The sequence below is a fragment of the Streptomyces sp. NPDC028991 genome (assembly GCF_055564775.1).
This window is the reverse complement of sequence record NZ_JBVHVP010000021.1, coordinates 1-12,115: the sequence shown is the minus strand read 5'-3', so window position 1 is coordinate 12,115 and position 12,115 is coordinate 1. Positions and strand designations below refer to the sequence as shown.

The following is a 12,115-nucleotide window of genomic DNA, read 5'->3' as shown; positions in this document are numbered from 1 at the left end:
GCTCAATGGCCGCCCGTGTACGAGCGCACGGGGCGTGGCAGTGGCTGACGCCAGTCGCCCAGTGTCGTGAGGAGAAAACGGCGGGCGAGAGGACGGATGTCGTCCCACGCCCGATCTGTGGCCAGGGCATTGGCCCAGAGGCCGACACGGCAGGCGGTATCGATCTCGCCGAGGCGGCGGCCGATGGCCCGAAGATCGCGCAGATCCTCGGGCTCGAAGGCTCCGCGCTCCCCGAGCCCTTCGGAAACGCGGCAGAGGAGCTCCACCTCTTCAACGACGTCCCTCGTCTCCAGCTCACGCAGGCCCAGCCAGGCCAGTTGATCCTGGGTGTCGGCTGCGAGGAGGGCCATAAATCGCAGCGTCCAGGTGCGAAGGTGCGCATCGCCCAGATGGTTCATGCATGCAGGATCGCACCTTGCCCCCGCAACCGTGTTCGATGGCACGGCAGGGCGTCAACAGCCGACGCGGCGCCCACGGAGGTTGAGGCACGAGTGCTGCTGCCGCAATCGAACAGTGCCAGACAGCGGTGCCTCCCGAAGTGGTGAACATCTGCTGTCCGTTCTCAGGCTCTGGCTCAGATTCTGTGACCTGTGCACGCTGAGTGACGGTTCGCGCTCGGGTTGGCCTTCGTGGCCGACGGGCCACCGGTTCGCCGACCGAACCCGGTCCAACCACGCCGCCGTCCACGCGCTGCTGGCAGCCGGCCACAGCCGCCGCGCGATCCAGCGACAGCTCGGCATGGCCTGTCGGCTCCCCCTTTTCAGGGCCCGCATGTTGACCGAGTCGATCGCGCACCGGCGGGATCCCAGCTCGTCGAGGACCAGGCGGTGGAGTTTGGCCCACACCCGGGCCTTCGTCCACTCAGTGAACCGACGGTGAGCCGTCGCGCCGGACGGCCCGAAGGAGGCAGTCGGCAACTGCTGCCACGTACAGCCCGAGGTCGCCACGAAGACGATCGCGGCCAGCACTTCGCGGTCACCGTGCCGACGCCGGCCACCGCCCTGAGGCCGCGACGGGGCCTCAGGGCGGTGGCCGCTGGAACAACTCCCACAACTCATCCGGCACCAGCCGCTCAACGATCCCCACCACGACCGGCAGCTTACCCAGCCAAATGAGATGAAGTCTTATGATGCGGGAACCAACCCTCCGGGCAGCAGTCCCAACTGACAGCGAGGGTGTGTGGCACGCGTGCGCGGCGCTGCTGCCACGGGACGTCGCCGTGCCGGAGCAGCTTCCAGTGCGCCACGGTGACGTGCATCTGTCAGTCGGCCGACGTTCGCGTCGGCCCGCGCCTGAGAGGCTGTCAGCTCAGACCGGGAGCGGCAGACCGGCGGCGTGGAAGAGCCGGTCCCGAGAGGCCGCAGCATCGTCGAAGACGGCGTTGCCTCCCTTCAGCACACCGTTCTCCTTGAGGACGTCACCGGCCACCACGACCAGGTCGACATTGCCGGCATGGCCGCCCGCGACGATCGTGGCCGCGACGTCCGTGGCGGGCAGCATGTTGGCGTGATCGAGGCGGATCATGATCAGGTCGGCCTCCTTGCCCGGGGTCAGGCTGCCGGTCCTGTCGTCGATGCCCGCGGCCCGGGCGCCCTCGATGGTCGCGAAGGACAGCAAGTCGGCGGCGTTGAACGTGGGTAGGCCAGGAGTACGGTCCATGGGTCCGGCCGCACCGGCGAGGATCAGTTGCTGATAGGCGAGCGTTGCCCGCATGACGCCGAACATGTCACCGCTCACGATCGTCTCGGTGTCCACGCTGAGGCTCGGGCGGACACCGGCGGCCAGCAGCCGGTTGGTGGCCGGCTGGCCCAGGCCCGGCATGAAGACCTCCAGGGCGCCGGCCACGGACGCGGTGGCGCCGCGTGCGGCCAGCATTCTCAGCTCCTCGTCGGTCGACGTGCACAGATGGATGAATGTCATGTCCGAGGCGAGCAGCCCGGCCCGCTCCAGCTGCCGTACGGCCTGCTGCTCCGCCCCCCACTCGCCGAGGCCCACGTGCATGCTGATGCGCAGGCCCAGCTCACGGGCGAGCCGGATGTCATGCTCGGACACCTGGGGGGTGGACAGCTCCGGTCCGCGGAGCATTGCATTGAGGGTCACTCGTGCCGAGTCGTCGGAGAGCACCTCGTTGCGGATGCGCCGAATGTCGTCGGGATGAGTGCGGTCACTGCCGAACTGCCACTGCTCGGCCTCCGTCGACGGCCAGCCGTGGTCGAAGACGGCGCGGATGCCCGATTCCCAGTGCGCGGCGATCGCCGCGTCCGAGTGCTCGGGGCTGTTGCTGATGTGCGACTCGTCCCGCACGGTCGTCACCCCGGAGTCGAGGGACATCAGGTCCGCCGCCAGGTTGCCGACGTGTACGTCCCGGGGATCGAAGTACTGTCCGAGGCCGATTTGCACCTGGCTGCGGTACTCCTGGTAGGTCCAGGCGGGGCCGAGGTTGCGCAGTGCTCCCTGCCAGTTGTGGCGGTGGGTATCAATGAAACCGGGCAGCACGGCGTTCCCTGTGCCGTTGATGACCCTGGCCGGGTCGTCGGACAGGTCCCGGCCGATCTCAAGGATCCTGCCGTCGGCGAGGAGGACGTCGCCCACGAAGTTGCCGAGCTGATCGTCCTGCGTCATCAGGTACGCGCCCTTGATCAGGATGCGTTCCTTGTTCTGCGGCTGGTTCTGGGACACGTGTGGTTCCTTTCGTGCCGTGGGGGCACTGTGTTGTTTGTCCGTCGAGAGGGAGGGGGACGGGTCCGCGTCCGGTCCAGGCGCGGATGTGGATCACTTCGCGGGGGTGCCACGTGGGCGCCGGGAGGCAATCCAGACGGCACCGAACGTGAGCAACGCGCCGAGGATGGTGAGGACGGAGGGGGATCGGCCGCCCGAAGGGACCAGGAAGTCCAGGGCGATCGAACCAGTGAGCTGCCCCGCGATAGAGGCCATGCTCAGCAGCAGGACACCGATCCGGCGCACCAGGAACGCCGAGGCGCCGATGAACACCACGCCGCACAGACCGCCGAGGTAGACCCACGAGCTGGTGGGCAGCGGGTGCCCCGGGGTCCCCTGCACGAGTGCTTTCACCCCCCAGGCCGCGACGAGGAACACCGCACCGACAAGGAAGTTGAGCCAGGTCGCGGCGAGCGGCGAGCCCGAAGCGGCCGTCGTCGCTCCATTCAGGGCTTGCTGCACACCGAGGAGAAAGCCGGCGGCGATGGCGGCGAGGGCCGGCAGGATGATCGTGACCGGCGAGAGGGTGTCGGCCAAACGGGGCAGGGCGGACACGACTGCGGCCACCAGAATGACGGCCGCTCCCGTGAGCCGGGCAGCGCCCGGGCGCTGCCGCAGGCCGCCGCCGATTCCCCGGCTGTCCACGATCAGACTGCCGAAGGTCTGACCGGCGATGGCCGACACTGTGAATACGGCGACTCCAGTGACCAGCGCGGCGGTGGACTGGGCCAGGGCGAACGTGCCGCCGAGCACACCGGCAAGCAGGTACCGGCGGGGGAGCCGGCCGTCCCGTGAAGCGTCCCCGAGGCTGCGCAGCGCACCGCGCAGCCTGGGGGAGAAGAACGCGAGGAAGGACAGCAGGACGAGTCCGCCCGAGAAGCTGATCGCCGCCGCGGCGATGCCGTCGTGGAGGCGATGGCTCAGCTCGCCGTTCAGACGGGCCTGTACCGGTATCACCATGCCGGCTGCGATGGCTGCCACGACGGCCAGCGAGCCGCCGCGAGGCACGGATGGGCGGGACTGTTGCGTCGGCTGGGGACCGGGCCCAGAAGGGCGGCGATGACCTGACCCGGGTGGTGCGGTGGGAGTACTCATGTCGAAGTTCCTCAAGAAGGGTTGCGGCGGCCGGACAGGGCCCGGTCGACCCGGCCGCTGATGGTCGGTCGGGTCCCGCCTGGGCGGGGCCCGGGTCTCTCAGAAGCCCGTACGCGCGATGTCGTCGAGGACCGACGGCCCCGTGGGGGACCAGCCCAGGACACGCCGGGCCGTGTCGCCCGATGCCTGCTGGTCAAGGAGAAGGGCCTCGCCGAGCAGGCCGAGCCGGTCGAGCGTCTGCACGACCGGCTCGGGCTCGACGCGTCCGGCCAGGCCGATAGAGCGGCTCACGGCTTCGGTGATCTCCCGTACGGTCGGGTTCGCGCCGCTGGCGCCGATGAAGTACGAACTGGCCGGGGCCTTCTCCAGCGCGAGCACGTACAGCTCGGCCAGGTCGTCCACGTGCACGGTGCTCCAGTGCTGGTCACCGGGACCGATCATGGTGAGCGCCGGGGTGTGTCCGGCGGTTCGAGGACCGGTGGCGACGAGGTTCAGCAAACCGCCGCCGTGGCCGTACACCACTGCCGGTGCGATGACCGAGGTTCGGACGCCCTGCGCGTCGCTCACGAGCTTGCCGAGCGGCGCCCGCCAAGCGGTCAGCCGTGGGGCGTTCATGCCGGCCGACTCGGTGATCGCCGAACCGCTGCCGTGCAGCCAGACGCCGGTGGTGTACACGAACGGCCGGTCCGTGTTCCGCAGCGCGCGCAGGAAGCTGGTGACGGCCACCTCGTCGACGGTCGCGCTGGTTTCGTCGCCCGGCGACGCCACGTGGATCACGCCGTCGCTCGCAGCCGCGAGTTCCTCCAGGGCGACGCCGTCTGCCAGGTCGGCGACCGCAGGCTCGGTGCCCTTGGCCCGCACCAGCTCGGCCTTCTCGGCGGAGCGGACCACGGCGGTTACCTGGTGGCCGCCGGAGATGAGCCGATCGAGCACCGCGGCTCCGATGTAGCCGGTGCCGCCAGTGAGCAGTACGCGCATGGTCATCCTCTTTCGCTGACGTTTCCTGGTCGGGGTGTTGGCCCGCATGGCAACAGTCGCTCCGCCCGGCTATCGTGTCCAACGAATGTTTTCGAATGCTCAATCGGATACATCGATTAATAAGGGATGGACGTGGACCAGAAGCGGCTGGAGTACTTCATCACCGTCGCTGAAGAGCTGAACTTCACGCGGGCGGCCCAGCGGATGCACGTCACTCAGTCCACGCTCTCCGCCGGCATCAAGGCTCTGGAGCACGAACTCCGGACCGAGCTGCTTCTCCGCTCCACGCGGTCGGTCAGACTGACGGAGGCCGGCTCGGCGTTCCTCCCCGAGGCGCGGACCGCGATCGAGGTACTCGACCGGGCCCGGGCGGCAGTGGAGCCACTCTCCACGGGGCTGCGTGGGAGCCTCACTGTGGGCGTCCTCAGCGGGCTGACGGTAATCGACGTACCCGCGCTGGCCGGTGCATTTCACCGGCGTCACCCCGAGGTCCGGTTGCGTACCGAGACCTCCCCGCGGGGAACCTCCGGGCTGATCGAGCGGATCAAGGAGAGCCACGTCGACGTGGCCTTCGTGGGAGCCGACATCAAGGACGCACACCTCAGATCGAGGGCCATCAAGAGGTACGAGGTTCAGCTATTGGTCCCCGCCGATCACCCATTGGCCCGCCGGAGGAGCGTGCGGCTCAGTGACGTCGCCGGGGAAACCTTCATCGACATGCCCGCAGGTTTCGGGCAACGCCAGATCGTCGATGACGCGTTCACGAGGGAGGAGTTGTTCCGACAGGTCCTCATCGAGGTGTCGGACATCACCACGATCGCGGACTTCGTGGCGCACGGCCTGGGCGTGGCGCTGTTGCCCCCGGAATTCGCCGCGGCGGCCGGGGACGCCATTAGTACCGTCCCTCTGGCCGACGCCCGACTGGCCTGGACGCTCAGCGTGGTCACCTCTGCGACGCGTCCGCCGACGCGGGCGCTGCACGCCTTCCTCGACCTGATCCCGCACCACATCCGCCGCGACCGCGTGTTCTGAGGCATCCCCGGCCGTATCCGCATCACGTCCCCAGATCCACCGGGCTCCGCGTCGAAGTGGAACGGGGCGCTTGCTCATGACTGAGCTCCGGTTGAAGGCGTTCATGGAGATCGAGCACGAGCCCGAGGCAACCACGTATCGGTTCGCGGCCCTCTCCGGCGGCGCGACCGGCACCTCGCCCCGACAGATACTTGGTGACCGTGCGACGGTTCAGCCCGGTCTCCTTCGCGATCTTCCGCAGGCTAGGCCCTGTCCGGCGGATCTTGGATGGTTGCTCCCCGCGGAGGCTATTGATCAGAAACTCATGGGGTTCTCGTGCAAGACGTAGCGGATGTGCGGGCCGCCGAAGTAGCCGCGGACGATGTGCGGCTGACGCTGGCGTTTGCGGAAGAACTGCCGCGAGCGGTACGAATCAATACCGTCCAGCCCGCGAACCTGCCTGCGCGCGTACCGTGAGGGCAGGATCCGCCGGGAGGACCAGATGAGCGCGCAGCCCGACCACGCCCCCGTCACGCCGTACGCCCCCGCGCCCGGGGCGGGCGCCGGCCGAACTCCTCGCCCAGCTGCGCGCCGACAAGCGCGCGGCGACGTGGGTGCCGGCCTTCGAGCGCGAGTGGTCTGCCGCCCTCGAGGAATCCCGGCGCACGTTCTCCCTGGCCGGGCTCTACGAGGTTCTCCAGGACTGGCAGGGCCGCATCGCGCACGCCCCGGCCGTCGACGCGTTCGTCGCCTCCGGCTACGACGACAGCGACGCCGTCGACCTGGCGGAGCTCCGCCGCCGTCGCGGGTGAGCCCGTCGCCGTACGCGGTCCGCGTCTCCACCCCGGCCGCCAAGGTCCTCGACGCGCTGCCCGAGCACGCGGTGGACACCGTGTGGGACATCCTCGCCGCGGCCTCCGACGATCCGTTCGGCTTCCGGCAGTTCGACACCGACGACGAAGGCGAGGACGTCCGCTACGCGGCCGTCGGCCAGCTCTCCGTCACCTTCTGGGGCAACCGGCCCCGGCACAGCCTGACGGTCCTGAACATCGTCTGGCTCGGGTAGCCACCCTGTGGCAACGGCCCGGCCCCGGCATTGCAGCTGCCGGGCCCCTGCGCATCGTAGCGGGCCGCGAACCAGCCGGGAACTGTGGATGGCAGCACGGCGGTTTCTCTACTTGTTCTGGAGCTTATTGATCGCGAGGACTGTGATCAGGCCGCAGGCCAGGCCCGCGAGGCCCCAAGGACCACTCGGGCTGTAGTCGTTGAGGTAGTAGCCGATGGTGCAGAAGACAACGGTCACGGACAGGACGATGAGTCCCCAAAAGCGTCTTCCGGGCATCCGTCTACTCCTTCTTGTGATGTCGGATCGTAAGATCTTCCTGCGGTTCCAGCTGAAGCATGGTGCATGTGGGTCCAAGTCGGACCACTTGGGGAGTAGAGCCTGTACCGGGCAGGCCAGGCCCCTGGGGTTTCCGGGAGCACACGACCGTGATCGCGAAGGTCAGCTCGCCGTCGCGGCAGGATATGGCAGCTGATGATCCGGCCCTCGGCCGGACCAACGCCCACCAGCCGTCATCGGGGCAACACCGATGCTGTTCAGGGACGTCTGCGAGCAGCGCGATCACCAGATGCTGCCGCGACCCGGAAGACAACGCTGTTCGAAGAATGCGGGGCCAGGGCCGTTGTCACGCACATTGCCGGGTTCCGGAAAGCAGCTGGGCAGGTCGTTTGCCGTGCCCGGTGGGTGAGCGGCAGTGCACGGGCAGCCATCATGATGAGCCGGGGGCGGACCTGCTGTTCTGAGGCCCACAGGACGTGACAGGCGGAGGGAGGGACAGATGCTCGGGACCGTGGCCGGGGTGTTCGACAGGGTGATGGACATGCTCGTGGTGGCCGTGGGACTGGGCTGTGTGTGGCTCGGATGTGGGGCCGTCATCCGGCCGCGCCGGCCACCGGAGCCCATACGGGGACCCGTGTGCGTAGTCCGCACCTGGGGGCTCGGCTTTGTCCTGCTGGGGGTATCCCTCTCCATCGAGACGATCACCTTGATGACCGGCGGGGAGCCCGGCTGGGCGGCGGATGTGATCCGCTGGGTCGCCGGGCCGCTCGTGGTCGGCTCGATCGTCGCGGCGTTTGTTGCCCGGCGGTGGGCGCGCCGCCGGACGCGGACTGTGAAGGGCAGGCGGCGGGCGTGAGACGATCCGTCTCCTGGCGCGAGGCTGCGCTGGTCGCCGCGGCATGCTGGGTGGTCAGCGGCCTGGGGTACACCGCGAGTGCGGCCCTTGGAGAGCCACAGCTGTCCGTTGCTTTCTTCATCGGCGCCGGGCTCATGCAGTGGTCCTGGGCGCGGCACCGTTCCTGGCCTGCCGGGTTCGCGGCTGGCCTTGTAGGGGTTGCCGTACTGTTCGGCCTCGTCGATATCCTGCGGCCGGAGTTGGGCCGGTACGTCGCGGACGCGCTGGCGACGGGCGCGTCGGCGACCGCTTCCGTATCCGTGCTCACCCTGCGGGGCCGCGTTAGAGGACGCAGTCATGCCGCCGCGCGGTAACCCGCGCGTGAACCACCGCATCAGCCTGCCGCCCGAGCCGGGCGACGTCCGGCGGCGTACTGTCTGGCATCGCGTGTGGGGGCTGGGCGCGGCGCTGCTCGGTGTCGCGATGCTCCTCCTCGGTGCCGCGGGGCTGGCCATCGTGCCGGACCTGATCGAGGACGAGAAGGCATTCGGGACCGCGACTGCCTGCACCACCCCGTCCTCTCCCCATGACGACTGCCTGCGCTCCTTCGACGCGACCGTGATCCGCACGGTGATCAAGGAGCAGAACAAGTCATCGGAGTACACGCTGTACCTGACCGGCCCAGCACGTGTGCCCCGCAGCATCGGCATGGGCGACTCGGAGCCGCTGCTCAAGCGCTTGCGTCCCGGTGATGACGTGACGGTCACCATGTGGCGGGACTACGCGACCGAAGTGCGGCAGGGCAAGATATCCCAGGAGACCGCCGATACGCCGGAGGGCGAGCCGGTCTTCGTGTGCGCGCTCGCCCTGGCGGTGATCTGCGGCGGCGCGTACAGCCTGTACGCGGGAGGAACAGCCCTGGCCCGGGCTCGGCGCCACGCTGTGAGGGGCCTGCCCGCCACACTCGTGACGCGGGGCAAGGAAGCGGCCGGAGCGGCCCTGTGCGCGCTTCCGTCCCTGGTCGTGGGCGACTTCACGAACGTGCCGGTCATGCTGGTGGTGTGGCTGGGCTTGCTGCCGCTGGTGCGGTGGGTCGTGCAACGCCAGCAACAGCGGAGCACCGGGCGGCACGCCCGGCCGCCGGTGCACACGGTCTGACGGGCGCACACTATGGAAGCACCTGACGCGAGCCGGGCCCGCCTCCTCGCCCTCGGCTGTGCGGCGGTGGCCTGGGCGCCCACCCGCGGCATGCCCGGCCAGCGCGTGATCGCCTTTATCCGGTTGACGTTGTTGCAGCCCAGAGGCTCCAGCGGTCCGTACCCGTCGGCGCCCACCCCGGACGCCACCACCCGGAAGGAAGCTCATGAACGCACGACACAGGGGGTGTCATGATCACGCGGTGTCCGGCGTGGGCCTGGCGCGCAGGGAGGGAACATGAGGCTCTACTTCGGCATACCGGTCGTTGTGCTGGCGCTGCTCATCGCCGCCTCGGGGGTAGCGGCGATTACTCGCGGATGGGTGCTTCCCACGAACCGGCAACCCATCCGCCGCCCGCAGGTCTACGGCTGGGGGCAGTTGGTGATTGCCATCGCCCTTTGCTGTCAGGCGGTCTTCGGGCTGATGACCGACGACCTCGACACCCGGCAGTGGGGAACCCTGACCGGCAGCGTGCTCATGGTGACCGGCATCATCGTGATCGCAGTAAGTCAGCGCACGCCTGGTCATCGGCAACGTAATAGCGCGCCCTGAGTGGGGTCCTAGATCAGCACCAAGGGGCGGATGCACTTCATGGTCTTCACCGAGAGCTTCACCGCCGAGGTGATGTGCCGCTTCCTCGACCGGCTCGCCGGCCACTTCGACCGCAAGGTACATCTCGTGGTCGACGGGCACTCCGCCCACCGTTCCAGGAAGGTCCGCGACTGGCTGGCTGTCCACCCCGACGACATCGAGCTGCACTTCCTGCCCCCGTACTCGCCCGAGCTGAACCCCGACGAGCTGGTCAACGCGGACCTCAAGCACAGCCTGCCCAAGCAGCACCGGGCCCGGAACCAAGCCGAACTCGCCGCGGAGACCCGCCGCTTCTTCCACAAACGCCAGCGTCAGCCGCACATCGTCCGCGGCTACTTCGACGGCCCGCACGTCCGCTACGTCTTGAACGAGAACCCCATGAGTTTCTGATCAATAGACGCGGTCCGTGTCGCGTCGGCCAGGGTGGGCGCCAGGCCGGCCAGGAGCTCGACAGCCTCGGTCGCGTACCGGTAGGCGGTGGTGGTCCCGACACCGAACCCGGCCGCGAGCTGGGCATACGGGTGACCGTTGCGAAGGTGGGCGAGCGTGAGCAGGGCCTGCCGACCCGGACTCAGGCGCCGCCAGCGGGTGCCGAGCTCCAGCCGATGCTGGCGGAGCTTGGCGGACAGGAAGCGCAGGGCAGAGCTGGACACGTCGACGCCGGACGGGTAGACAAGCACACGAAGCCTCTGGTGGGAGACGGTTCTCTAGGTCGAAAGCCATCTACCAGGGGTTTCACCTGCCTGTCAGCTCAACTGTCAAGCCCGCCCGCCGGGCTGGAAGGGCCAGCGCGTAGGCCACAGGGAGGACGAGTTGCTGCGTTGCGAGGCAGTCGGCAAACGTTACGGCCGAGGACGATGGATCCTCCGCGACGTGGACATGAAGGTCTCGGCCGGTGACGTTCTCGCGGTGGTGGGCAGCAATGGTTCAGGGAAGTCGACCTTGCTGAGGATCCTCGTGGGACTGACCCAGCCCACCTCCGGAAGCATGTCGGGCCGACCACCGCACATCGGTTACGTACCGGACCGCTTCACCGCCCACGACCGTATCTCGGCGATCTCTTACCTTACCCATATGGGGCGCATTCGTGGCCTGTCGGCCTCCGCCGCTCGAACCCGGGGCGATCACCTGCTGGAGCGGCTGTCCCTGGTGGGCGGTCGGGATGCGTCGCTGCGCACGCTGTCGAAGGGCAACGCGCAGAAGGTGGCGCTCGCCCAGGCCCTGCTCGTCCAGCCCGACCTGCTGGTCCTTGACGAGCCCTGGTCAGGTCTGGACGCCTCGGCCCACAGGGTCCTCGCCGAGTTCATCGACGAAGTGGCCGCACAGGGCGGGGCGGTGGTCTTCACCGACCACCGCGAGGCGATCTCCGAGACGCAGGCCGGCGGCGTCTACGTCATCAGCGACGGCCGGGTCATTTTGCGCGGCGGCCGGCGCGCCGGGGGGCGGGCCTCGATGGTTGAGTTGGTCCTGACGGTGTCGCCTACCGGCGTCATGCCGGTCGAGGTGAACTGGTCTGCGCTGCCGGGGGTGGCGGACTCCGCCCGGCGCGGCGGGGCGATCATCCTGCGGGTGTCGCGGGAGCACTCGGACGCGGTACTGCTGACGGCGCTGCGGCACCGGTGGTCGGTGGCAGGCCTCACCGGGGCCGCGGGTGAACACGATCACCGGTTCGATGCGAGGAGAACCGCCCTGTGATCGCCCTGGTCCGCTACATGTTCACGGTGCTGCTGCTTTCCCAGCGCTACCTCGCGCCGCTGCTGCTGTTCCTCGGTCTGGTGGCCGTGCTGACCAGCAGCGACGCCGGCCCGCTCACCGCGACCTACGCCTCGGTGGCCGGGGCCATGCTGCCGTGCTCGGTCTGGCTGACCATGGCACTGATCGGTCTCGAGGACCAGGCGCACCGCTCGATCGTCGTCGTCAGCACCGGCAGCCATCTACGCGTTCTGCTCGCGACGGTCGGGACGGCCGCCGTGTGGTGCCTGCTGCTGACGGCTGCCGGTCTGGTGCTGCCGCTGATGTTCGGAAACCACACACCCGGCCTTGCGGACCTGGTGCTGGGGACCGAGGCCCAACTCACCTGCGCTTTCACCGGCATGGCCATCGGACTGGTCTGCTCACGGCTGGTGTTCCGACGGCACGGCTACGCGCTCGTCCTCGCCCTGGTGCTCCTACTGGCCGTGCTGCTGGGCAAAGGCGTTTCCCCGGTCAACATCATGCTCACGCACTTGCAGAACACCTCGGACTCCACGGATGCCCTAGGAGTCGTCTTCAAAGGTGCTCAAGTGATGAGGGATCATGCTTGTCGTGGTGCGTCGTCATGAGCTTTCGGATGCTGAGTGGGCTGTGTT

Annotated in this window: 14 protein-coding genes and 3 pseudogenes; 10 read left to right on the top strand and 7 right to left on the bottom strand. The window is 68.7% G+C overall.

The features are described 5' to 3' along the window. Nucleotides 1–2: 2 nt before the first annotated feature. The 5 genes and pseudogenes from ACZ4V1_RS29345 to ACZ4V1_RS29325 form a co-directional block, all read right to left on the bottom strand. Nucleotides 3–398, bottom strand: a complete 396-nt coding sequence (locus ACZ4V1_RS29345) for a hypothetical protein (RefSeq protein WP_468342033.1) — start codon at nt 396–398, stop codon at nt 3–5. A gap of 360 nt (nt 399–758) precedes the next feature. Then, nucleotides 759–1,089 (bottom strand): annotated as a pseudogene (locus ACZ4V1_RS29340) (transposase); the annotation flags it as partial. 219 nt (nt 1,090–1,308) lie between these two features. Further along, entirely contained in the window at nt 1,309–2,679 is a 1,371-nt protein-coding gene (locus ACZ4V1_RS29335; RefSeq protein WP_468341865.1) for an amidohydrolase family protein, read from the bottom strand. Nucleotides 2,680–2,772: 93 nt separating this feature from the next. Next, the gene (locus ACZ4V1_RS29330) at nt 2,773–3,699 is read right to left on the bottom strand and encodes a DMT family transporter (protein ID WP_468341861.1); all 927 of its coding nucleotides are present in this window, start codon (nt 3,697–3,699) and stop codon (nt 2,773–2,775) included. A 213-nt stretch (nt 3,700–3,912) separates the two neighbouring features. Then, on the bottom strand, nt 3,913–4,791 hold the full coding sequence (locus ACZ4V1_RS29325) for an NAD-dependent epimerase/dehydratase family protein (RefSeq protein WP_468341858.1): 879 nt from the start codon (nt 4,789–4,791) through the stop codon (nt 3,913–3,915). Nucleotides 4,792–4,923: 132 nt separating this feature from the next. Here ACZ4V1_RS29325 and ACZ4V1_RS29320 point away from each other — a divergent pair, with 132 nt between their 5' ends. The 4 genes and pseudogenes from ACZ4V1_RS29320 to ACZ4V1_RS29305 all read left to right on the top strand — a co-directional run bounded on the left by ACZ4V1_RS29320 (nt 4,924) and on the right by ACZ4V1_RS29305 (nt 6,868). Beyond that, nucleotides 4,924–5,823 (top strand): LysR family transcriptional regulator, encoded by a 900-nt coding sequence (locus ACZ4V1_RS29320; RefSeq protein ID WP_468341855.1) that lies wholly within the window; start codon nt 4,924–4,926, stop codon nt 5,821–5,823. Nucleotides 5,824–5,899: 76 nt separating this feature from the next. Further along, on the top strand, nt 5,900–6,151 hold the full coding sequence (locus ACZ4V1_RS29315; protein WP_468341852.1) for a hypothetical protein: 252 nt from the start codon (nt 5,900–5,902) through the stop codon (nt 6,149–6,151). Nucleotides 6,152–6,304: 153 nt separating this feature from the next. Then, nucleotides 6,305–6,614, top strand: a pseudogene (locus ACZ4V1_RS29310) (DUF6247 family protein). Beyond that, nucleotides 6,611–6,868: a hypothetical protein gene (locus ACZ4V1_RS29305; RefSeq protein ID WP_468341849.1), complete on the top strand. Its 258-nt coding sequence runs from the start codon at nt 6,611–6,613 to the stop codon at nt 6,866–6,868. Before ACZ4V1_RS29310 ends, ACZ4V1_RS29305 begins: the two are co-directional and overlap by 4 nt. Nucleotides 6,869–6,976: 108 nt before the next feature. Here ACZ4V1_RS29305 and ACZ4V1_RS29300 read toward each other — a convergent pair whose 3' ends face one another. After that, nucleotides 6,977–7,105, bottom strand: coding sequence for a hypothetical protein (locus ACZ4V1_RS29300; RefSeq protein WP_468341845.1), 129 nt, complete (start codon nt 7,103–7,105; stop codon nt 6,977–6,979). A gap of 538 nt (nt 7,106–7,643) precedes the next feature. On the opposite strand from ACZ4V1_RS29300, the gene ACZ4V1_RS29295 reads away from it, so the two are divergent. From ACZ4V1_RS29295 to ACZ4V1_RS29280, 4 genes are all read left to right on the top strand, one after another. Beyond that, nucleotides 7,644–8,000, top strand: coding sequence for a hypothetical protein (locus tag ACZ4V1_RS29295; RefSeq protein ID WP_468341842.1), 357 nt, complete (start codon nt 7,644–7,646; stop codon nt 7,998–8,000). 336 nt (nt 8,001–8,336) lie between these two features. Continuing rightward, nucleotides 8,337–9,137: a hypothetical protein gene (locus tag ACZ4V1_RS29290; protein ID WP_468341839.1), complete on the top strand. Its 801-nt coding sequence runs from the start codon at nt 8,337–8,339 to the stop codon at nt 9,135–9,137. A 276-nt stretch (nt 9,138–9,413) separates the two neighbouring features. Then, nucleotides 9,414–9,728, top strand: coding sequence for a hypothetical protein (locus ACZ4V1_RS29285; protein WP_468341836.1), 315 nt, complete (start codon nt 9,414–9,416; stop codon nt 9,726–9,728). A 12-nt stretch (nt 9,729–9,740) separates the two neighbouring features. Then, nucleotides 9,741–10,157 (top strand): IS630 family transposase, encoded by a 417-nt coding sequence (locus ACZ4V1_RS29280; RefSeq protein WP_468342015.1) that lies wholly within the window; start codon nt 9,741–9,743, stop codon nt 10,155–10,157. Between the two features lie 5 nt (nt 10,158–10,162). Here ACZ4V1_RS29280 and ACZ4V1_RS29275 read toward each other — a convergent pair. After that, nucleotides 10,163–10,447, bottom strand: a pseudogene (locus ACZ4V1_RS29275) (helix-turn-helix domain-containing protein); the annotation flags it as partial. A gap of 193 nt (nt 10,448–10,640) precedes the next feature. On the opposite strand from ACZ4V1_RS29275, the gene ACZ4V1_RS29270 reads away from it, so the two are divergent. Both ACZ4V1_RS29270 and ACZ4V1_RS29265 read left to right on the top strand, forming a co-directional pair. After that, nucleotides 10,641–11,462, top strand: a complete 822-nt coding sequence (locus ACZ4V1_RS29270; RefSeq protein ID WP_468341833.1) for an ATP-binding cassette domain-containing protein — start codon at nt 10,641–10,643, stop codon at nt 11,460–11,462. After that, nucleotides 11,459–12,088 carry a hypothetical protein gene (locus tag ACZ4V1_RS29265; RefSeq protein ID WP_468341830.1) on the top strand — a complete coding sequence of 210 codons (630 nt, stop codon included), beginning with the start codon at nt 11,459–11,461 and terminating at the stop codon, nt 12,086–12,088. The genes ACZ4V1_RS29270 and ACZ4V1_RS29265 overlap by 4 nt, the downstream gene beginning before the upstream one ends. Nucleotides 12,089–12,115: the final 27 nt, after the last annotated feature.